Annotated in this window: 15 protein-coding genes; 8 read left to right on the top strand and 7 right to left on the bottom strand. The window is 66.9% G+C overall.

Annotated elements, in window-relative coordinates; translation table 11 throughout:
* Positions 1-8: 8 nt before the first annotated feature.
* The gene (locus VO57_000865) at positions 9-4,724 is read right to left on the bottom strand and encodes an NAD-glutamate dehydrogenase domain-containing protein (protein ID XBL69922.1); all 4,716 of its coding nucleotides are present in this window, start codon (positions 4,722-4,724) and stop codon (positions 9-11) included.
* A gap of 128 nt (positions 4,725-4,852) precedes the next feature.
* Positions 4,853-5,605 (bottom strand): alpha/beta hydrolase, encoded by a 753-nt coding sequence (locus VO57_000860; protein ID XBL69921.1) that lies wholly within the window; start codon positions 5,603-5,605, stop codon positions 4,853-4,855.
* Between the two features lie 290 nt (positions 5,606-5,895).
* On the opposite strand from VO57_000860, the gene VO57_000855 reads away from it, so the two are divergent.
* A complete protein-coding gene (locus VO57_000855) occupies positions 5,896-7,572 on the top strand; it encodes an alkaline phosphatase D family protein (GenBank protein ID XBL69920.1) in 1,677 nt (558 codons plus the stop codon).
* 6 nt (positions 7,573-7,578) lie between these two features.
* Here the strand turns inward: VO57_000855 and VO57_000850 are convergent, their stop codons facing one another.
* The 3 genes from VO57_000850 to VO57_000840 are packed head-to-tail and all read right to left on the bottom strand — an operon-like array spanning position 7,579 to position 8,551.
* Complete coding sequence (locus VO57_000850) at positions 7,579-7,770, bottom strand: helix-turn-helix transcriptional regulator (GenBank protein XBL69919.1); 192 nt, start codon at positions 7,768-7,770, stop codon at positions 7,579-7,581.
* Positions 7,767-8,390, bottom strand: a complete 624-nt coding sequence (locus VO57_000845) for a hypothetical protein (GenBank protein XBL69918.1) — start codon at positions 8,388-8,390, stop codon at positions 7,767-7,769. Before VO57_000845 ends, VO57_000850 begins: the two co-directional genes overlap by 4 nt.
* Positions 8,387-8,551 carry a hypothetical protein gene (locus VO57_000840; GenBank protein ID XBL69917.1) on the bottom strand — a complete coding sequence of 55 codons (165 nt, stop codon included), beginning with the start codon at positions 8,549-8,551 and terminating at the stop codon, positions 8,387-8,389. The genes VO57_000845 and VO57_000840 overlap by 4 nt, the downstream gene beginning before the upstream one ends.
* A gap of 295 nt (positions 8,552-8,846) precedes the next feature.
* Here VO57_000840 and VO57_000835 point away from each other — a divergent pair, with 295 nt between their 5' ends.
* The 3 genes from VO57_000835 (at position 8,847) to VO57_000825 (ending at position 12,184) form a co-directional block, all read left to right on the top strand.
* Complete coding sequence (locus tag VO57_000835) at positions 8,847-9,353, top strand: hypothetical protein (GenBank protein ID XBL69916.1); 507 nt, start codon at positions 8,847-8,849, stop codon at positions 9,351-9,353.
* A 70-nt stretch (positions 9,354-9,423) separates the two neighbouring features.
* On the top strand, positions 9,424-11,433 hold the full coding sequence (thrS, locus tag VO57_000830; GenBank protein XBL69915.1) for a threonine--tRNA ligase: 2,010 nt from the start codon (positions 9,424-9,426) through the stop codon (positions 11,431-11,433).
* 4 nt (positions 11,434-11,437) lie between these two features.
* Entirely contained in the window at positions 11,438-12,184 is a 747-nt protein-coding gene (locus tag VO57_000825) for a sulfite exporter TauE/SafE family protein (GenBank protein XBL69914.1), read from the top strand.
* Between the two features lie 151 nt (positions 12,185-12,335).
* On the opposite strand, the gene VO57_000820 is transcribed toward VO57_000825, so the two are convergent.
* The gene (locus VO57_000820; GenBank protein ID XBL69913.1) at positions 12,336-13,316 is read right to left on the bottom strand and encodes an agmatine deiminase family protein; all 981 of its coding nucleotides are present in this window, start codon (positions 13,314-13,316) and stop codon (positions 12,336-12,338) included.
* 31 nt (positions 13,317-13,347) lie between these two features.
* Complete coding sequence (locus VO57_000815; GenBank protein ID XBL69912.1) at positions 13,348-15,048, bottom strand: M28 family metallopeptidase; 1,701 nt, start codon at positions 15,046-15,048, stop codon at positions 13,348-13,350.
* A gap of 119 nt (positions 15,049-15,167) precedes the next feature.
* Here VO57_000815 and VO57_000810 point away from each other — a divergent pair, with 119 nt between their 5' ends.
* The 4 genes from VO57_000810 (at position 15,168) to VO57_000795 (ending at position 21,058) form a co-directional block, all read left to right on the top strand.
* Entirely contained in the window at positions 15,168-17,846 is a 2,679-nt protein-coding gene (locus tag VO57_000810) for a bifunctional [glutamine synthetase] adenylyltransferase/[glutamine synthetase]-adenylyl-L-tyrosine phosphorylase (GenBank protein ID XBL69911.1), read from the top strand.
* 3 nt (positions 17,847-17,849) lie between these two features.
* Positions 17,850-18,317 carry a peroxiredoxin gene (locus VO57_000805; GenBank protein ID XBL69910.1) on the top strand — a complete coding sequence of 156 codons (468 nt, stop codon included), beginning with the start codon at positions 17,850-17,852 and terminating at the stop codon, positions 18,315-18,317.
* Positions 18,318-18,710: 393 nt separating this feature from the next.
* The gene (locus VO57_000800) at positions 18,711-19,415 is read left to right on the top strand and encodes a M23 family metallopeptidase (protein ID XBL69909.1); all 705 of its coding nucleotides are present in this window, start codon (positions 18,711-18,713) and stop codon (positions 19,413-19,415) included.
* Positions 19,416-19,525: 110 nt separating this feature from the next.
* Entirely contained in the window at positions 19,526-21,058 is a 1,533-nt protein-coding gene (locus VO57_000795) for an acyl-CoA synthetase (protein XBL69908.1), read from the top strand.
* Positions 21,059-21,087 lie beyond the last annotated feature (29 nt).

Genomic DNA, 21,087 nt, shown 5'->3' with positions numbered 1-21,087 from the left:
GCTCTCCCTTACCGGCCCAGCAGGTTGCGCGCCTGGCTGGCAATCTGCGCCAGCGTGGCGGGGGCGACCGGGTTCTGCGCCTGCGCGCGGCGGATGATGCCGCGGAACTGGCGCACCGCCGCCTCGTGCCGTTCGAGCCACGCGGCGACGATCGCCGCCGGATCGCCTGCCTGATCGCCGTCCTGCGCGAACATGCGGCGCAGGAATTCCAGCCGCATATGCTGGAAATCGCGGGCGAGCCCGGCGACCAGCAGACGGTCCCACACGTCGGACGGGCTCATCAGCGCAGCGGTGCCCTGCGCCCAGTCGAGGCCCAGCTCGCCGCCCAGCGCGGTGAAGGCCTTGGCCAGCTCGCGCGGGTCCACGTCGAGATCCTTGGCCAGCCTGGCGATGCCGATCCCGCCGTCAAGGTCGAACAGGTGGGCGACCGCGGCCGCGATATCCTCCGGTGCGCCCGCCTTGGCGAATTCGGCACGCATCCGGGCGGAGCGCTGGCGGCTTTCCGCCCCCAGCAGGTTGACCGTGCCCTGCGACAAGATGTCGAGCGTGGGCCGCAGGTCCTCGACGATCGCGCTCGGGCTGGCGGTGTCGCCGCACACCCGGATCGCGTCGGCCATCTGGATCCGCATCGCCATCGCCACCCGGTCGAACAGGGTAAGGCGCGCGTCTTCGGGCATCGCAGCCTCGTCCAGCGCTTCCCAGATCGCGGTCACGTCGAACAGCCGGTCGGCAGTGACGAAGGCGCTCGCGACCTCGTGCAGCCCGACGCCCTCTTCCTCCGCCAGTTCGAACGGATGGACCATGCCCATCCGGTTGACGATCCGGTTGGCAAGCGCGGTCGCGATGATCTCGTTGCGAAGGCGGTGCTGGCGGATCTGTTCGGCAAAGCGCGTGCGCAGCGGGGTCGGGAAGGCGGTAAACAGCGTGCTTTCCATCTCCGGATCGCTGGCCAGCGTGCCCGCCTCGATCGCGTCCTGCAGGGTCAGCTTGCTGCTCGACAGCAGCACCGCGAGTTCGGGCCGGGTCAGGCCGATGCCTTCGCCCGCGCGGCGGGTGAAGACCTCGTTCTCGCCGATGCCCTCGGTCCGCCGGTCGAGCATGCCGGCATCTTCCAGCGTCTCGATCAGGCGGATGGTCGATGCGGTCGCCTGCTCCCCGCCCTGTTCGGCGATCGACACGGCGAGCGCCTGGAGGCGGTTGTCTTCGAGCACGATCGCGGCGACCTCGGCGGTCATTTCGGACAGCAGTTTGTTGCGCTCGTCCTCCGACAATTCGCCCGCGCGGCGCGCCGCAGCGAGCGCGATCTTGATGTTGACCTCGTTGTCCGAGCAGTCGACGCCTGCCGAATTGTCGATGAAGTCGGTGTTGAGCCGCCCGCCGTTCAGCGCGAACTCGATCCGGCCTGCCTGCGTCACGCCGAGGTTGGCGCCTTCGCCGATCACCTTCACCCGCAGGTCTTCACCATTGACGCGCAGCGCGTCGTTGGCGGGGTCGCCGACCTGGATATTGTTCTCCCTCTCGGCCTTCACATAGGTGCCGATGCCGCCGAACCACAGCAGGTCGGCAGGCGCCTTCAGGATGGCGGAGATCAGCGATTCAGGGTCGAACTCGGCCCGGTCCACGCCGAGCGCGGAGCGTGCTTCCTTCGACAGGGTGATCGATTTCTCGGTCCGCGGGTACACCCCGCCGCCCTTCGAGATCAGTTCCTTGCCGTAATCGTCCCAGCTGGAGCGGGGCAGGTCGAACAGCCGCTTGCGTTCCTGCCAGCCTGCCTCGGCGTCGGGATCGGGGTCGATGAAGATGTGCCGGTGGTCGAACGCGGCGACCAGCCGGATCGATCTGGACAGCAGCATGCCGTTGCCGAACACGTCGCCCGACATGTCGCCGCAGCCCACGACCTTGACCGGATCGCTCTGCACGTCGACGCCCATTTCGCGGAAGTGCCGCTGGACCGAGACCCACGCGCCGCGCGCGGTGATGCCCATCGCCTTGTGATCGTAACCGTGGCTGCCGCCGCTGGCGAAGGCATCGTCGAGCCAGAAGTCCGCGCTTTCCGCGATCGCATTGGCAACGTCGGAGAAGCTCGCCGTGCCCTTGTCCGCCGCGACCACGAAATAGGGGTCCGCCTCGTCGAGGATGCGGATGCCTTCGGGGTGAACCACCTCGTCCTCGACGATGTTGTCGGTGATCGACAATAGCGAGCGGATGAAGATCTGGTAGCTCGCCTTGCCTTCGGCGGCCCACGCATCGCGATCATGCGCGGGGTCGGGCAGCTGTTTGGGGTAGAAGCCGCCCTTCGCGCCGGTCGGCACGATCACCGCGTTCTTGACCCGCTGTGCCTTCATCAGGCCGAGGATTTCGGTGCGGAAGTCGTCGCGCCGGTCGGACCAGCGCAAGCCGCCGCGCGCGACCGGGCCGGCGCGCAGATGGATGCCTTCGACCCGGCGCGAATAGACGAAGATCTCGCGATACGGGATCGGCTTGGGCAGGCCCGGCACCTTTTCCGAATCGAACTTGAAGGACAGCGCGATCCCCGGATGCAGCGCGAAGGCATTGGTCCGCAGCATCGCCTCGATCACGCTGCGATAGAGCCGCAGCAGCCGGTCGTCGTTGATCGCGGCGACGTTCTGCAACCCGTCCTTGATCGCGGATTGCGCGGTCTTTTCGGCCGTCTTGCGATCGCCCTCGAACGCGGGGTCGTGGCGGGCGACGAACAGGTCGATCAGCGCGCGGGTCACCGCCGGGGCCTTCGCCAGCGCATCGACCACGGTGTAGATTGTGAAGCTCATCCCCGTCTGGCGCAGGTAGCGATAGATCGCACGCAGCCATTCCGCCTCGCGCGCATCCAGCCCCACGCTCAGCACCAGGCGGTTGAACGCATCGTCTTCGGCATGGCCGTTGAGCACCGCCGCGATCGCGGTCTCGATCGGCTCCGCGCGGGCCAGCAGCTCCGCCGGGTCGACTCCGGGGCCTAGGTCGCAGTTGAAATCGTGGATCGCGCCCAGCGCGCCGCCGTCCAGCAGCGTGGGCACTTCGCTGATCGTCTTGAGGCCGAAGTTCTCCAGCGCGGGCACCGCTTCCGACAAGGGCAGCGTGCCTTCGTGCTGATAGATCTTGAGGCGCAGGTTGCCCCCGTGCTGGGCCTCGCTGCGGCGCAGGCGGACCCCGCGTTCGTCGGGCGCCTCATCGCCGCTCTCGCCCGCGTGGCTCGCCAGATCGCGCATCCGAGCAATGTCGAGCGCGGCCTCGCCCGCGCCGCTATCGGCACGGTAGAAGCTGGGGAAGTTGTCCGCGTAACGCTGCGCCAGCGATTGCGCGTCCTTCTCCTCGAATGCCTTGGCGAGCTCGGTCTCGACCGCTTCGGACCAGCCGCGCAGCATTTCCTGCACGCGCGCCTGCATGTCTTCCTCGCGATAGGCAGTGGTGCTTTCGCGGAAATCGAGCACGAAGCGCAGCAGCGCGAGCGCGCCGCCTTCGATCTCCACGCTCCAGTCGAGCAGGGTGGAGCCGGTCTGGTCTTCCAGCAGGGCCTGGATCTGGTGGCGCACCTCGGTCGACATCATGTCGCGCGGCAGCCAGACGAAGGCGAACAGGTGCCGCGCCAGCGGCGCCTCGACCACCGCGACCCGGGGGCGGGGGCGATCGTTGAGCGTCATCGTGGTGGTCGCGATCCGGCGCACGTCCTCGTCGCGGAAGCCGATCAGCAGGTCGTGCGGCAGCGCGGTCAGCGCGTGGACCAGCGCCTTGCCCGCGTGGCCACCCGGATCGAATTCGAGCTGGTCCATCAGCTCGCCCAGCTGGCGGCGCAGACGCGGCACCGCGTGCGGATCGGTGGTCAGCGCGGCGCTGGTCCAGATCCCGGCATGGATCGAGATCGCCACGGTCCTGCCCTCGGCCTTGCCGCCTTCGCGTATCGGCACCAGGAACAGGTCCAGCGGCACCCGGCGGTGGACGTTGGAAACGCGGTTCGCCTTGACGATCAGCGGCATCCGCGCGGTCGCGTTGGCGGGATCGTCGAACCAGTCGAACGCGCGGGCGTAGGACTGGTCGGCGAGGATTTCGCGCGCACTGGCCCGGCAGATGCCCAGCGTGTTTTCCTCGCGCCCGTCGGCATGGCGGACCAGATGGCCCAGCTGGGTCAGCATCCCGCCGCTCAGCCAGTCGAGCAGCGCGGAGCCTTCCTTGTCGGCAAGGTTGGTCGCGTCGTGCTGCATCGCCTTGCGCATCGCCTCCCAGTCGGCGACCGCGGCGCGCACATCGGCGAGCGTTGCGGTGAGCGCCTGCTCCAGCTCGCCCTGCACCTCGTTGTCGGCATGGTCGGTTTCGAGGAAGATCATCGATTCGCGCGGGGCGTTGCCGCCCTTGCCGGGAAGGTCTTCCAGCTTGCCTTGAGCATCGCGCTCGACCCGCAGCACGGGGTGGACCAGCCGGTCGATCGAGAGGCCGAACTCGGCAACCTGTGCGGAGATCGAATCGACCAGGAACGGCATGTCGTCGTTGACCAGCGCCAGCCGCAGCTTGCTGCGGGTGCCGGATTCGACGCTGGTGATCGCGATGGCAGGTTCGCCCGGCCGGCGCTGCTCGGCGGTTTGCAGCACCAGCGATGCGGCGGCTTCGATCTCGCCCTCGTCAAAAGGCCGGTCGACCGGCAGCAGGGATTCGCGCATCCGGGTGGCCAGCTGCTGCAACAAATCGGCTTCGGACTGCCTGTGGTCGGCTGCCATGTATCGGTCCTGTCTTCCGCGCCCGGCTTTGCCGGGACATTGGTTGTGCATCAGTGCCGTTACGGCACTGCCTCTCCATCGCCGCCGTTAGATGGTCGCACGGGTGCCCGCAAGGATCGCGGCATCGATCATGCGGTCAGCAGATGCTGCCCGACGGTGGCCAGCAGCCGCGCCACGTCCTCTTCGCGCGACAGGCGGTGGTCGCCATCCTTTGCCAGCTGAACCAGCACCTTGTCGGAAACCAGCCGCTCGGCGAGGCGGAGCGCGGTCTCCCACGGCACCTCCGCATCGCGCTGGCCCTGCAGCAGGGTGACCGGGCAGGTGATCGGGATCGGTGCGCCCAGCAGCAGGTGCTGGCGCGCATCGGTCCAGAACCCGGCATGCGTCGGGGTCGGCTCGGGGCCGTAGGGGTTGTCTTCCAGCACGGTCTCGCCGCGTGCCAGCTGCGCCTTCTGCGCGTCGTCATATCCCCAGTCGATGAAGTCGGGTGCGGCGGCGATGCCGACCAGTCCGGCCAGCCGGTCCGGAGATTGGGATGCAAGCTTCAGCGCGACCAGCAGCATCAGCCAGCCGCCCATCGACGATCCGACCAGCACCACCGGCCCGCCCAGCTTAGCCTCGATCAGCGAGAGCACCTCGTCGCGCCAGCGTGACAGCGTGCCATCGGCGAAGTCGCCGTCCGATTCGCCGCAGCCCGAATAGTCGAGCAGCAGGCAGGTGTGGCGGTTCGCTGCCGCCCAGTCGAACAGCGCGCTCGCCTTCGATCCTGCCATGTCGGACATGTAGCCGGGCAGGAAGACGATCGCGGGCGCGGTGCCGGAGCCTTGCGTCAGGCGGTAGGCGATCCGCCGCCCGTCGGGCATTGCATGATAGTCGCTCATGAGTGTGGGGTACGGGCGGGGCAGGGGCCTGTCCATTCCCCGCAGGCGGGTGAGGGCGTGCGGGCGTACGCCGGATTTTCCTACTTGCACGGGGCGCGCTAGCATTGGGGCCATGCCGGTTGCGACCGCCCCTGCCGATCCTGTTCCTGCGCTTCGCGTGGCGTCTGAACGCGGGGCTGGGCGGGGGGCAGGTTTTTTGCCTTTGGACAGTGTGTCAGGTGTGTCAGACGTTGCTGGTCTGCGACAGGCCGTGTCTCGGATGTTTCACGAACCCGGTCTAGGCGGATGCCATGTCGAACCTCCTCGCTCCTCCCCCCGCCAGCGGCACTGCCCGCTCCGCCCTTTCACTCGATCGCCGCAGCCTGCTTGCGGGCGGCATCATGGGGGCCGGCCTGCTCGCCATGCCGCTCTCCGCGCAGGTTGGCGCAAAGGGCTTCACCCACGGCATCGCCAGCGGCGAACCGAGCCAGGACGGCGTGCTGCTGTGGACCCGCTTCGTCGGCTCGAACGAGGCGAAGCTGGCGTGGCAGGTGAGCGACAATGCCGAATTCACCCGCGTGCTGGCGGAGGGCGAAGCGGTCGCCGCGCCGGGCAAGGACTGGTGCGCCAAGGCGCAGGTCAGCGGGCTCGATCCCGATAGCTGGTACTATTACCGCTTCGTCGGGCCGGATGGCTCCCGCTCCGCCACTGGGCGCACCCGCACCCTGCCGCAGGGGCCGACCGGCCGGTTCCGGATGGGCGTGTTCTCCTGCTCGAACCTCGGCTTCGGCTATTTCAACGCCTATGGCCATGCGGCGCAGGCCAACGACCTCGATCTGCTGGTCCACCTCGGCGATTATTACTACGAATATGACGCACAGCATTACCCGTCGCCCGACCAGATCGTGCCGGGCCGGGTAGACGCGCCCGAGAACGAGATCGTCCAGCTGGCCGATTATCGCCTGCGTCACGCGACCTATCGCGCCGATCCCGACCTGCAGCGGCTGACCCAGCTCTATCCGATGATCCTCGTGTGGGACGATCACGAGACCGCGAACGATTCGTGGGAAGGCGGGGCGCAGAACCACCAGCCCGAAACCGAAGGGCCGTGGGACGCGCGCAAGGCCGCCGCGATGCGCGCCTATCGCGAGTGGCTGCCGGTCTCGGACGATCCGTGGAAGGCCTATCAGGTCGGCGATCTCGCCACGCTGTTCCGGCTGGAAACGCGGCTCACTGCGCGGTCCGAGCAGCTCGATGTGGCCAAGGTGCTGGCGGGCAAGTCCACGCCCGAAGAGATGATGGCTGCGCTGAAAGCGTTCCACGATGGCGCGTGGGCCGATCCGTCGCGCCAGATGATGGGCGCGGCGCAGGAGGCGTGGCTGGCCGACGGGCTCAAGGCGTCGACCCGCGCCGGTACGCGCTGGCAGGTGCTGGTCCAGCAGGTGCTGATGGGCAATCTGAGCACGCCGACCGGACTGGCGGACGCGCTGCCAAAGTCGATGCCCGATGCGCTGCGCCAGCGGCTGATGGCGGGGGCGATGGCCTCTGCGGCGGGCATCCCGTTCAACATGGACGCGTGGGATGGCTACCCTGCCGCGCGTAAGCGGGTGTTCGACGCCGCGCTGGCCGCCGATGCCAATCTGGTGGTGCTGGCAGGCGATACGCATAACGGCTGGGCATTCGACCTTGCGCAGGACGGCACGCCGGTGGGCGTCGAGTTCGGCGTGTCTTCGGTGACCTCGCCCGGCTTCGAAGGCTATCTGCCGCAGATCCCGACGCAGTTCCTGGAGCGTGCGCTGGTCGATGCCAACCCGCAGCTGCAATGGGCGGATACCTCGCGCCGTGGCTACATGGCGGTCGAGCTGACCCCGCAGGCTGCCAGCTGCGAATGGCGCTTCGTCTCGGGTGTGCGCCAGCGCGGCACCGCGCTGGGCGGCACGCACAATATGGCGAGCGCGCTCGGGTCGAACACGCTCGCCATGGGGTAGGGCAAGCTATTCGCGGATGAAGATCTCTTCGATCGCCAGCCCGAACACCTCGGCGATCTGGAAGGCGAGGGGGAGCGAGGGGTCGTAGCGGCCGGTCTCGATCGCGTTGACGCTCTGGCGGCTCACGCCCAGTTCCTCGGCCAGTGCCTGCTGGCTCCAGTTACGCTCGGCGCGCAGAACCTTGAGGCGGTTCTTCATGACTCGTCGCCCAGGCCATCATTGGCGCGGCGGTCGGCCAGCGCCATCCAGCACTGGCCCAGCCCCATGCCGATTGCCCACACGGGGAAGACCCACCAGGCCCAGATGTGCGGGACCACTTCGAAGGTTTCGAGGAAGCCCCAGAAGGTGCCCAGCGTCAGCACCCCGCCGAGCCCGAACAGGCTCGCCATGATCGCGCGATGACGCAGGAACTCGTCCTCTTCTTCGATCAGGTAGCGCGCCATGGTCCAGATCATCCCCAGCACCGGGATGACCGGCAGCAACGCGATCAGGAAGCTCTCGATCTCGCTCAGATCGACCCGGTTCGCGATCGTGACCGCGACGCCGAGGCCGAGCATGTAGCCGAAGCTGGCGAGCAGGAAGCGGCGGGTGTAGCGAACGATCGCGGGGCTGAGATGACCGATGGAGCGCTGCTTGGCGAGGCTCGCCCGGGTGAGCGGGATGATCTGCAGCATCGCGATCACCATCAGGATGAACCCGGTCGTGCTGCCGATCGCATCGGTCATGCGCAGCGCCGAGATGATCCCGAAGGCAGCAAAGATGCCGCCCGCCCAGAAGGCCGGGCGCCGGTGCAGCGGGAGCCGGGCCGCCTCGCTCACGCTGCTTTCCCCAGGCCGCAGCGGGTGCCGGTGGCGACTGCCAGGAACGGCAGGGTCAGAATAGCGGCGATCGTCGCCCAGTCGGGCAGCACGTCGACGATGTTCAGCAGCGCGACGAGGATGACGGCGGCGCCCCAAAGGACAGGTGCGATGGCTTTCATGGTCAAGGTTCCTTTCTTCTATGGAAAGCGCACTTGTCACGACTCGGGCCTCGTGTCAACCACCCTTTCCATATATGAAAGCGCCCTTGTCAAATATCGTGCTGGACCTTGCGCGCTTGCGGCTTATATTCCGGCCCATGGCCATCGTGATCGCCTCGACTACGACCACCACGACCTCGGGCAACCGGGGGCGGATGGTCGCGTATTGAGACGCGATTATCGCCACCCGGGTTCGGGTGGCGCTGCGCCTGCTTCCCGAACCTGCAACCGGATTTGACGGCGCGGCGGGAATCCCATGCGATATTACATCGACACCGAATTCAACGGCACCGACGGCCAACTGCTCAGCCTCGCGCTGGTGCGACAGGACGGCGCGCATTTCTATGAGGTGCTGCATGCGCACGAGCTGATCGTGCCCTGGGTGCGCGAGTATGTTGTGCCGCATTTCGACCAGGAGCCGGTCGCGCGGTTGCAGGCGGTCAAGAAAATGCAGAAGTTCCTCAGGAAGGATGATGGCCCGCATGTCTTCATCGCCGACTGGCCCGAGGATCTGGTGCACTTCAACCGCATGCTGCTGCGCGATCAGGGCAAGCGCAACGATCCGTTCCGCTATGCCTGCCTGCTGCTCAGCCTGCCCGGCTTCGATACCGCTGGCGTGAGTGCGGTGCCGCACAACGCGCTCGCCGATGCACATGCCCTGGCGGCCTATGTCGAAGGCAATCTCTCGGGCGAGCGGGGCGGCATGGAGGAAGCCGACCTGGCCCTGCTTCGCAACACCTGCGGTGAGAGCACCGTTGCCTAGCCGCGCTGTGCCGACCATAGGCGCTTGAACCTTATTCTCCCGAACACTGCTCGGACGAAAGCACGATAAAATGACCGAACTGCTCAAGATCAGCCTGCCCGATGGCTCCGTGCGCGAGATGCCGGAAGGATCGACTCCGGCGGATGTCGCCGCCGCGATCGGCCCCGGCCTCGCCAAGGCGGCGATCGCTGCCCGCGTGAACGGCGAACTGCGCGACATCACGCGGCCCTTCGAAGGCGACGCGCAGCTGGCGCTGGTGACCAGCAAGGATGTCGACGAGGCGCTGGAGCTGGCCCGGCACGACTATGCGCACGTGCTCGCCGAAGCGGTCCAGAACCTGTTCCCCGGCACCCAGATCACCTTCGGCCCCGCGACCGATGACGGCTTCTACTACGACTTCGCCCCGGCCGAGGGACGCGGTGCCTTCACCGAGGAAGACCTGCCGAAGATCGAGGAGGAGATGCGCCGGATTATCGCGGCGGATACCCCGCTCGAGCGTGAGGTGTGGACCCGCCAGCAGCTGATCCAGTGGTTCAAGGACCATGGCGAGAGCTTCAAGGCCGAATGGGCCGCCGAGCTTCCCGAGGGCGAGGAACTGACGATCTACCGCCAGGGCGACTGGCTGGACATGTGCCGCGGGCCGCATCTCGCCAGCACCGGCAAGCTCGACCCGCAGGCGTTCAAGCTGACGCGCGTGAGCGGTGCCTACTGGCGCGGCGACCAGAAGAACGCGATGCTCAGCCGCATCTACGGCACCGGCTGGCTCAACAAGAAGCAGCTGAACGAGCATCTTCACCGGCTGGAGGAAGCCGCCAAGCGCGACCACCGCAAGCTGGGCCGTGAGATGGACCTGTTCCACCTGCAGGAAGAGGCGCACGGCAGCGTCTTCTGGCACCCGCAAGGCTACAAGATCTGGCGCCAGCTCGAATCCTACATGCGCCGCAAGATGGACGGTGCGGGCTATCGCGAGATCAAGACCCCGCAGGTGATGGACGCGCGCCAGTGGGAGCAGTCCGGCCACTGGGGCAAGTATCGCGAGAACATGTTCGTCATCCCCGACGAGGTGCCCAATACCGAGGACGAGGGCGAGCTGGTGTCCAAGGACGCCGACTGGATGGCGCTCAAGCCGATGAACTGCCCGGCGCACGTCCTCGTCTTCAAGCAGGGCATTACCAGCTATCGCGAGCTGCCGATCCGGCTGGGCGAAATGGGCTGCTGCCACCGCAACGAACCGCACGGCGCGCTGCACGGGCTGATGCGCGTGCGCCAGTTCACGCAGGACGACGCGCATATCTTCTGCACCGAGAAACAGGTGGTCGAGGAAGTGCGCGCCTTCATCGAGCTGGCGGACGCGGTCTATCGCGACTTCGGCTTCAAATACGCGATCAAGCTGGCGCTGCGCCCCGAACAGCGCTTCGGCTCGGATGCCGACTGGGACAAGGCCGAGCAGGAACTGCGCGACGCGGTGGCCGAAGCGGGCATGATGAACGACGAGTACGGCTGGGAAGAACTGCCGGGCGAAGGTGCGTTCTACGCCCCCAAACTCGAATGGCATCTGACCGACGCGATCGGGCGGACCTGGCAGGTCGGCACGATCCAAGGCGACCGCGTGCTGCCCGAGCGCCTGGACGCGAGCTATATCGGCGAGGATGGCGAGAAGCATCGCCCGGTGATGCTCCACCGCGCGATCTTCGGCAGCTACGAACGCTTCATCGGCATCCTGATCGAGCATTTCGCCGGCAAGCTGCCCGTGTGGCTCGCGCCGACGCAGGCGGTGGTCGCGACGATCGTTTCTGATGCGGACGACTACGCCAGTGAAGCGCTGGCCAAGCTTCGCGCGGCGGGCATTCGCGCCGAGAGCGATCTTCGCAACGAGAAGATCAACTACAAGGTGCGCGAGCACTCGCTCGCCAAGGTCCCGCACCTGCTGGTGGTCGGCAAGCGCGAGGCGGAGGAAGGCACGGTCGCCGTCCGCACGCTGGGCGAGAGGGAACAGCGGGTGATGAGCCTCGACGAGGCGATCGCGATGCTGCGCGACGGCGCGACCCCGCCTGATCTCTTGGCCGACCTGCGCGACTGACGTCTTGGAGATCTTCGCCGGTTTCACCTGGCTGCAACTCGCAGTCGCGCTGGGCACGGGGCTCACGGCAGCGTTCATTCGCGGGCTGGCGGGCTTCGGGCTCGCGATCCTGCTGGTGCCGGTGCTCGCGCTGACGCTGACCCCGGTCGAGGCGGTGCTGACCACCAATGTGGTCGCGCTGCTGATCGGCGGGCTCGAACTGCCGCGCCTGCTGCGCGAGGCGGAGCGCAGCGTGTGGACGATCATCCTGCTGGTCCTGCTGACCACGCTGCCGGGCCTGGCCCTGCTCGCGGCGACTCCGCCGAACATCGCGCGCCTGCTGATCGCGCTGGTTGCGCTCTCCGCCTTCTTCGCGATGCTGTTCCCGGTCCGCGAGCCTGAGCGGCCCGGCATGGTGACCACCGGGCTGACCGGCGTGGCGACCGGTATTCTCACAGGTTTCGCCGGGATGCCCGGCCCGCCGGTGGTGCCCTATTATGTCGGGCGCGCGATTCCCCGGCAGATGGCGAAGAGCTCGATGATCCTGATCTTCACCTTCGCGGCGATGATCGGGATCGGATCGGGCATTGCGCTCGGGCGGATGGAGTGGCGACTCGCACTGCTGGGCGCGATGCTGCTGCCGGTCGTGATCTTGGGCACATGGCTGGGGCGCAGGGCGGACGGGCACGTGTCCGACCGCGCGTGGCGCATCTTCGTGGGTGTGGTGCTGGCCGCAGCGGCGCTGGCCGCGCTGCTCAAGCTGGTCGTCTAGAAGACCGGGACGAAGCGCTCGGCCACGATCAGCGCGATCGCGCAGGCCGATACGATGATCGTGCGGGCGGCGGAAAGCGCCTCGAACCGGCGGGCGATGGCGATGGAGCGGATCATGCGCACCAGCTTGGCGTGTGCGCCTTAAGAAAGTCCTACCGCGTCGGAGCGCTGGGCATCTGCATGCTGGCGCAATGGAAGCCGCCACCGCCGGCCAGCACTGCGCGCATCGGCAAGCCGATCGCGGATCGATCCGGAAACAGCGCATCGATCGCGGCGACCGCGTCTTCATCCTGCGGCACACCGAAAGTCGGCACCGCGACAATCGAATTGGCGATCAGAAAATTGGCGTAGCTGGCAGGCTCGACCCAGTCCCCGCGCGTGACGAGGCCGGGTGAGGGTATCGCCGCAACCGTCAGCCCCGCGGCTTCGAGCCTGGCCTTGGCGTCGGCATAAACATCCGCGTTGGGGTCGTCGCTGCCGAAGGGCTCGGCCAGCGCGACCATACCCGGAGCGACGAACCGCGCGAGGTTGTCGACATGGCCATCGGTATGGTCGTTGAGCAGCCCGTCGCCGAGCCACACGACGCGCGTCAGGCCCAGATCGCGGGCCAGCCGCTGCTCGATCTGCTCGCGACCGAGTGCGGGATTGCGATTGGGGTTGAGCAGGCATTGCTCGGTGGTCAGGACCGTGCCCTGTCCATCGGTGTCGATCGCACCGCCTTCGAGGATCCAGTCGGGCCGGTCGACCGGCAGGCCCTCGTCCCCGGCCAGCTCCGCCGCGATCGCATCGTCGCCCGCCATCAGGTATTTGCCGCCCCAGCCGTTGAAGCCGGGGCGCACTGCGCGACGCGTCGCGCCGTCGAAGCCGGTGAGCGGGCCGGTGTCGCGTAGCCAGACATCGCCATAGGTGCGCCGTTCGAGATGGACCGCGCCCGTCACCAGCGCCTTCGCGCGCGCCTCGTTCGCGGCATCGCGGACCAGCAGGCGGACTTCCTGCCCGCTCTCGGCAACCGCGTTGGCGAAGGCTGCGATCTCCTCCTGCGCGGGAGCGAAGGCATCGCCCCACTCGTCCGGATCATGCGGGAAGCCGATCCACAACCAGTCCTGCGGCTCCCACTCTGCGGGGAGCCGCATTGCGCGCACCTTCTGTTGGGTCACGAGCCGGTCAGCAACCTGCGTTGGTCGCGGCGCAGCTCTCGTCGCGAATGCCGCGGAATTCGTCGCCCTCGACCCAGTTGGGCCAGCTGGTCGACATCGCCATCATGCGGCCCAGACGGTAATAGAGCTGCAGGTCGGCCATCACGCCCGACCAGTCCCAGTTCTCGTCGAACTCGTCCTTGGGCCCGTGATACCGGTTGTCGCGGTATTCCTTGGCGACCGCCTCTCCGGCCTCACGCCCGCCGTCGACCAGATCCTCGCCACCGTCGAGATAGAGCATCGGCACGCCCTGCTTGGCGAAGGGGAAGTGGTCGGAACGGTAGTAGTATCCCGCTTCCGGATTGGGGTTGTCGGTCGCGATCCGGCCATCGGCCTTCAGCGCAGCGGCGAGGAATTCGTCGAGCTGCGACTTGCCCGGGCCGACCACGGTCACATCGCGCGCCGGGCCTGCGATCAGGAAGGCGTCCATGTTCACCCCGCCGACCGTCTGGTCGAGCGGGAAGACCGGGTTCTGCGCGTAATAGGTCGAGCCGAGCAGGCCCTGTTCCTCTGCGGTGACCGCGAGGAACACCATGCTGCGATCCGCCGCGCCCGCCTTCGCCTGCGCTTCGGCCAGTGCGACCAGCGCTGCGGTGCCGGTGGCATTGTCGACCGCGCCGTTGCAGATGTCGTCGCCGTCATCGGCGGGCGTGCAGCGGCCAAGGTGATCCCAGTGCGCGGTGTAGAGCACGTATTCCTCGGGCCGCTTGGTGCCCGGCAGAATGCCGATCACGTTCTGCGACATGTATTCGCGGGTTTCGTTGGCGAAGCTGGTCGACGCCTGCACGTCCAGCGGCACCGCCTTGAAATCCTTCTTGCGCGCAGCTTCCTTCAACTTGGCGAGATCCTTGCCCGCCGCAGTGAAAATCTTCTGCGCGACATCGTTCTGAATCCAGCCGTTCATTTCGGTCAGCGCCGGCGCGTTCTCGCCCCGCTGCGGGTAGGCCTGCGGGCCGGACCAGCTGCTTTCGACGACGTTCCAGCCGTAGGAGGCAGGCTCGGTCTCGTGGATGATCAGCGCGGCTGCGGCTCCCTGCCGGGCGGCCTCTTCAAACTTGTAGGTCCAGCGCCCGTAATAGGTCATCGCCTTGCCGTTGAACGGCCCTTCGAGATCCTCGGCACCGAAATCGGGATCATTGACGAGGATGACCGCGGTCTTCCCCTTCATGTCGAGCCCTTCGTAATCGTTCCAGCCGCGCTCGGGCGCGTTGATGCCGTAGCCGACGAACACCAGTTCGCTGTTGTTGATCCGGGTGCGCGGGGTCTCGCGATAGCTTACACCGACCCAGTCCTTGCCATATTCGAACGCCATCCCGCCGTCCTTGCCGCCGGTGATCGACAGCGGCGCGAAATCGCTCCCGGTGATTTCGACCAGCGGGACGTCCTGCGTCCACTTGCCGTCGTTTCCAGGCTGGAGGCCGGCCGCCTCGAACCGCTGCGTCAGCAGTTCGACGGTTTTCTTCTCGCCTTCGGAGCCGGGCATGCGGCCTTCGAACTCGTCGGACGACAGCTCGCGGGTGACATCGACCATCGTCTTTTCGGAGATGTCGCCATCGGCAATCTCTGGAATGTCGAGCGTGTCGTCATTCCCGTCCGAACCGGACAATACGGCGGCATCGCAACCGGCAAGGGCGAGGGCGGCGGCCGCCACGACAAGAATGCGTTTCATCTCAGGTTCTCCGGGGAGTTCGCTTCGGCGCGCTTGTTGCAAACTGTGCGCCGCAGGGCAAGCGAGAGGGCTGCCACAGTGCGCTTGCCACCACCGGGGGCAACGGGCAGGGCAAACCAATGGCTGGCGAATGGCAATCCGCGATCGACCGGGCGCAGCGCAACGCGCCCTTCCTTGCACGCAGCCTCGAACGCCTGCCGGAGCTAGCCGCTCTGCTGGCGGCGGGCGATCTGGATGCCGCGTTCGATTACTGCGCGCACGCGGGCGACGGCGCGGACATTGGCGTTGCCCTGCGGAGAGAGCGGCTGGCCCTCGCGCTGACGCTGGCGATCGGCGACCTTGCCGGGGTGCTGTCGCTCGATGAGGTGATGGCGCGCCTGTCCGCCTTTGCCGATCGCTCGCTCGACCGCGCGATCGCGGAGGCGGCGCGCGCGCGCACGACGATGGACAGTGTCGATGGATTCTTCGCGCTCGCGCTGGGCAAGCATGGTGCGGGCGAACTCAACTACAGTTCGGACATCGACCCGATCCTGCTGTTCGATCCTGCTGTGCTGGCGCATGGCGAGCGCTCGTCACCCGCAGAAACAGCGCAGCGCATGGCTCGCGATATCGTCCGCCTGCTCGCCGATCATACCGATGAGGGGTACGTCTTTAGGGTCGACCTGCGGCTGCGCCCGGCGGCGGAGGTCACCCCGCTGGCGGTGTCGGTCAACGCAGCCGCCTCGCATTACGAAAGCGCGGCGCTGGCGTGGGAGCGCGCCGCGTTCATCCGCGCGCGCTCGGCGGCGGGGGACGTGGAGCGGGGCGAGCGGTTTCTCGCCAGCATCCGGCCCTTCGTCTGGCGACGGAGCGTGGATTTCGGCGCGATCGACGACATTGCCCAGCTGCGTGTGCGGATTCGCGAGGCCTATGGTGGCGAGCCGAAGCTTGGCCCCGGCTTCGACCTCAAGCGCGGGCGGGGCGGCATTCGCGAGATCGAGTTCTTCGCCCAGACCCACCAGCTGATCCATGGCGGGCGGCTACCTCGCCTGCGCAGCAGCGATACGCGTGCCGCGCTGCATGCGCTCGCCCGCGCGGATATCGTCGAGCATGACGTCGCAACGCAGCTCGCCGATGCCTACGCCCGGCTGCGCGTGGTCGAACACCGCATCCAGATGATGGAAGACCGGCAGACCCATACGGTCCCCGAAGGCGAGGCGCTGGAGCGGCTTGCGCATCTTGACGGTTTTGCCGACGGGGCCGGTCTGCTGGCCGACCTCGAACCGCATATGAGCGCTGCTGCGCAAGCGTTCGACCGGCTGCTCGAAGCGAGTGAGACGGGCGCGGCCAAGCAGCGCCCGGTGCGCGAACTGGTTGCGGCGAGCCCGCTGGCGGACGAATCGGCGATGGCGGATCGGGTCTCCGGCTGGCTCGACGGGCGCTACCGCGCGCTGCGCAGCACCGATGCGCAGAACGCGTTCCGTCGTATCCTGCCCCCGCTGCTCGACGCGCTGGCCGCTTCGTCCGAACCGGATCGCGCGATCGTGCGGCTGGAACGATTGCTGGAAGCTTTGCCGAGCGGGATCAACCTGTTTCGCCTGCTCGAAGCGCGCCCGGCATTGCTCGACCAGCTGCTCTCGATCATCACGCTTGCCCCGCCGCTCGCCAACGATCTCGCGCTACGCCCGGCCCTGTTCGACGCGCTGATCGATCGCTCCGCACTCGACCTTCCCGAGAGCGTCCCCACGCTGCGTCGCCGGATGATGCGGGCCGAGCCCCAGGGTAACTACGAGGCGCTGCTCGACCGGATCAGGGTGGTCACCGGCGAACAGCGGTTTGCCCTCGGCGTGCAGCTGATCGGCGGGGTGCACGACCCGCTCGAAATCGCGACCGGGTTTGCGACCGTGGCTGAGGCGGCGCTGCAGGCTGCGCTCGATGGGACGGTGGCGGATTACGCGCGGACCCACGGAAGCATCGCCGACAGCGAGATGGTGATCCTCGGCCTCGGGCGACTGGGCGGAGAGGCGCTGACCCATGCCTCCGACCTCGACATCATCTATCTGTTCACCGGCGACCACGCGGCGGAGAGCGACGGTGAGCGTCCCGTCAGCGCGACGCGCTATTATAATCGCCTCGCCCAGCGGGTGAGCGTGGCGATGAGCGTCCCGACCGCCGAAGGCCCGCTTTACGAAATCGACACCAGGCTGCGGCCGCAGGGCGCGCAGGGGCCGCTCGCGGTGAGCGTGGAGAGTTTCGCCCGCTACCAGCGCGAATCGGCATGGACGTGGGAGCATATGGCGCTGGCGCGTGCCCGCGTGGTCGCAGGCTCCTTCTCCGCGCGCGCCCAGGTGGAGGAGATTATCCGCGACGTGCTGTGCGCGCCGCGCGATCCGGTCACGCTGCGGCAGGACATCCTGAAAATGCGTTCCGACATGGCGGAGCACAAGCCGGCCAAGGGCCCGCTTGACGCCAAGCTGCTGCGCGGGGGGCTGGTCGATATCGAGTTCATCCTCCACTTCATCCAGCTGCGCGACCGTGTCGCGCTCGATCCGCGGCTGGCGAAGGTGTGCGAAACGCTGGTCCACGCGGGCACGCTGACGCGCGAATTTGCCGAGGCGCACGACTTTCTCACCCGGCTGATCGTCGCCGCGCGACTGCTCGCGCCCGATCTCGCGGTGTCGCAGGGCCCATCCGGCGAAGCGCTCGCGCGGGCGTGCGGGTGCGCGGATATCGATGCGCTCTTGCACCGCATGGCCGAGGCGCGGCAGGAGGTCGCGCGAACCTGGCAGACGATGTTCGACGAACGACTGGAGATATGAGCGATGAGCGTGACCGAAGGCGAGCAGATGCCCGATATTGCGATGGTGCGGCACGACGGCGAGAGCGTGAAGCCGTCCGACTATCGCGGTCGCAAGCTGGTGGTGTTCTTCTACCCCAAGGACAACACACCCGGCTGCACCACCGAGGCGAAGGACTTCTCGTCACTGAAGGATGAATTCGAGGCGGCGGGTTGTGCGCTGCTCGGCGTGAGCAAGGATTCGACCAAGAAGCACCAGAACTTCATCGCCAAGCACGATCTGACGGTCGACCTTGCAACCGATGCCGAGGAAGGCGGGCTGTCAGACGAACTGGGCGTGTGGGCCGAGAAGAAGATGTACGGCAAGACCTTCATGGGCATGGTCCGCAGCACCTACCTGCTCGACGAGCAGGGCAGGGTCGCGCGTATCTGGCCCAAGGTGAAGGTTGCGGGTCACGCGGAAGACGTGCTCACCGCGGTCAAGGCACTCTGAATCTCTGCAGGGCGGATGCGGTGCAAAAGGCTCCGCATTCGCTTGACCGCCGGATCGCCCGGGCGACGAACCGCGCAAGGCATTTCACCGCAGCTTGTGGAGAATCGCCAAGGAGCCGCAGAAAAGCGGACCTTCTGGAGGTTAACCGACTATTTTCGGGGTGGATTAAGCGGCGGTTCAACGACTCAACGCGCAATGCAGCCGTTCCGTCGCGCAGGGCCCAAGACCCGCTTGGCAAGTTAACCGGGACCCGCCTATCAAACTAAACAGACGAGGGCGGGAGTGGTTCCCGCCAACTTTTAGGGGTCTCGGCGGGTCTCACGGATCGAGGATACGCCAGGGATCGGAACGGGCGGAGCAACATGCTTCGCCGCCGACAGAGGGACGGATATTTTGCTGACCACTGATCGCTTTTTCCTGCGCGCCAGCCTCGTATGCGGTGCCGCATTTGCCATCGCAGCCACCCCCGCCCAAGCCAACAGCAGCAGCGCCGCCGCAGCGGTCGATGTTTCGGACGCCGCAGAGCAGGCGCAGAGCCCGCTCGGCAATGGCGATGCGCAGTTCCGTCAGCTGTTCGCCAGCTGGCAGACGCTGGATGTGGAACGGACCACGCCGGCGGTAGCCATCCCCACCGTATCGGTCCCCTCGCGGATGCCGCTCGAGAATGCCCGCGTCTCCAGCGGCTACGGCATGCGTGACCACCCGGTTCTGCGCAAGCGCGCCAACCACAAGGGTATCGACCTCGCTGCGCCCAGCGGCACGCCGATCTATGCCACTGCGGATGGCACCGTCGAACGCGCCAACTGGTTCAGCAGCTACGGCAACTACATCCAGATCGGTCACGGCAACGCGATCGAGACGCGCTATGCGCACCTCTCGCGGATCATCGTCGCCGATGGTCAGCAGGTCCGCAAGGGCGACCTGATCGGCTATGTCGGCTCGACCGGCCGCTCGACCGGCCCGCACCTCCACTACGAAGTCCGTATCGACGGCCGCGCTGTCGACCCGCGCCCGTTCATGGTCGAGACCGAAGCTCAGGAAGCCTTCCGTCTCGCGATGGGCCCCGGCGGCATCGGCGGCGGCGACGAGGAAGAGTAAGCCTCCGGTCTCTTCCAGAACCGAGTTTTACAAAAAGGCGGTGCTTCGGCGCCGCCTTTTTTCTTGCGTGCTCCCTGTCCATTCGAAAGACTGCGCGACGGGAGAGACATATGCATCCGATAACACACGCCGCGGCGCGGCCGGACCATGCCGCGATCATCAATGCCACGTCCGGTGAACAGGTCACCTATGGCGAGCTCGACGCCTTCGCCAATCGCATGGCCCGCTGGCTGCGCGCGCAGGGCATCACCCGCCGCACCAGCGTGGGGCTGCTGCTGGAGAATCGCCCGCTCTATCTCGAAATCGTGTGGTCCACGCAGCGCATGGGCGCGATGCTGGTGCCGATCTCGACCCGGCTGACCGCACCCGAGATCGCCTATATCCTCGCCGATGCGGAATGCAGCCTGCTGCTGACCTCGCCCGCGTTTACCGATGTGGCGCAGGAACTGGCAAAAATCGCGCCCGATCTGCGAATCGTCGATGTCGACAGCGATGACTTCCAGCAAGAGATCGCCGCGCAGTCTGCCGGGGCGATCGAGGATCCCGTGCCTGGGCAGTACATGCTCTATTCCTCGGGCACCACCGGACGGCCCAAGGGGATCGTGCCGCCTCCGCCGCCGAGCGAGGATATCACCGCGCCCAACGCGCTGGTCGGCCTTGCCACGATGGGCGTTGGCATGCCGACCGACGGGAGCCTGGTCTATCTCTCGCCCGCGCCGCTTTATCACGCGGCACCGCTCGGCTGGTGCAGCACGATACACCGCCTTGGCGGGACGGTGGTAATCATGGAGAAGTTCACGCCCGAGAGCGCGCTCGCCGCGATCGAGAAATACCGCGTGACCGACAGCCAGTGGGTGCCGACCCACTTCGTGCGCATGCTCAAGCTGCCGGAGGAAGAGCGGACCCGCTACGACCTCTCCAGCCACAAGCGTGCGATCCACGCGGCAGCCCCGTGCCCGGTGCCGATCAAGCAGGCGATGATCGAGTGGTGGGGGCCGATTATCCAGGAATATTATTCCGGTTCGGAAATGATCGGCATGTCGCTGGTCAAGAGCGAGGACTGGCTCGCCAAACCGGGCACCGTCGGCCGCATGGTCCACGGAAAGGTGCATGTCTGCGCGCCCGACGGGACAGAACTTCCCGCTGGCGAGACGGGATTGCTGTTCTTCGAGAACGAAACCCTCCCGAGCTACCACAAGGATCCCGAGAAAACCGCCGAGGTGATGCACGAGCGCGGGTGGATGACGCTGGGCGATATCGGCCATGTCGATGAGGACGGCTTCATCTTCCTGACCGACCGCAAGAGCCACATGATCATCTCGGGCGGGATCAACATCTATCCGCAGGAGATCGAGAACCTTCTGATCGCCCATCCGGACGTACTCGATGCGGCGGTAATCGGCGCGCCCGATCCCGATCTCGGCGAACGCGTGGTCGCGGTGATCCAGCCGGTCGACATGGCGCAGGCCGGAGACGCCCTCGAACAGACGCTCCGCGACTATCTGGAGCCCCAGCTGAGCAGCATCAAAATGCCGCGCCAGTTCGATTTCCGGCCCGATCTGCCGCGCGAAGCCAACGGCAAGCTCTACAAGCGCGAGCTGCGCGACGAATATGCGCGGAAGGCTGAGGCTGTGACAGGGTGACACGTGTCACCCGGGTGTCACCCTCCGGC

It is taken from the genome of Citromicrobium bathyomarinum (assembly GCA_001306305.2).
GTDB lineage: Bacteria > Pseudomonadota > Alphaproteobacteria > Sphingomonadales > Sphingomonadaceae > Alteriqipengyuania > Alteriqipengyuania bathyomarina.
Note: the sequence above shows the minus strand (reverse complement) of the source record. Positions and strands in the feature narration are given on the sequence as shown.

Excerpts from the sequence above, each read along its gene's own strand:
- VO57_000865 (XBL69922.1), bottom strand. The coding sequence starts at position 4,724 with ATGGCAGCCGACCACAGGCAGTCCGAAGCCGATTTGTTGCAGCAGCTG.
- VO57_000860 (XBL69921.1), bottom strand. The coding sequence starts at position 5,605 with ATGAGCGACTATCATGCAATGCCCGACGGGCGGCGGATCGCCTACCGC.
- VO57_000855 (XBL69920.1), top strand. The coding sequence starts at position 5,896 with ATGTCGAACCTCCTCGCTCCTCCCCCCGCCAGCGGCACTGCCCGCTCC.
- VO57_000850 (XBL69919.1), bottom strand. The coding sequence starts at position 7,770 with ATGAAGAACCGCCTCAAGGTTCTGCGCGCCGAGCGTAACTGGAGCCAG.
- VO57_000840 (XBL69917.1), bottom strand. The coding sequence starts at position 8,551 with ATGAAAGCCATCGCACCTGTCCTTTGGGGCGCCGCCGTCATCCTCGTC.
- VO57_000835 (XBL69916.1), top strand. The coding sequence starts at position 8,847 with ATGCGATATTACATCGACACCGAATTCAACGGCACCGACGGCCAACTG.
- thrS (XBL69915.1), top strand. The coding sequence starts at position 9,424 with ATGACCGAACTGCTCAAGATCAGCCTGCCCGATGGCTCCGTGCGCGAG.
- VO57_000820 (XBL69913.1), bottom strand. The coding sequence starts at position 13,316 with ATGCGGCTCCCCGCAGAGTGGGAGCCGCAGGACTGGTTGTGGATCGGC.
- VO57_000815 (XBL69912.1), bottom strand. The coding sequence starts at position 15,048 with ATGAAACGCATTCTTGTCGTGGCGGCCGCCGCCCTCGCCCTTGCCGGT.
- VO57_000810 (XBL69911.1), top strand. The coding sequence starts at position 15,168 with ATGGCTGGCGAATGGCAATCCGCGATCGACCGGGCGCAGCGCAACGCG.
- VO57_000805 (XBL69910.1), top strand. The coding sequence starts at position 17,850 with ATGAGCGTGACCGAAGGCGAGCAGATGCCCGATATTGCGATGGTGCGG.
- VO57_000795 (XBL69908.1), top strand. The coding sequence starts at position 19,526 with ATGCATCCGATAACACACGCCGCGGCGCGGCCGGACCATGCCGCGATC.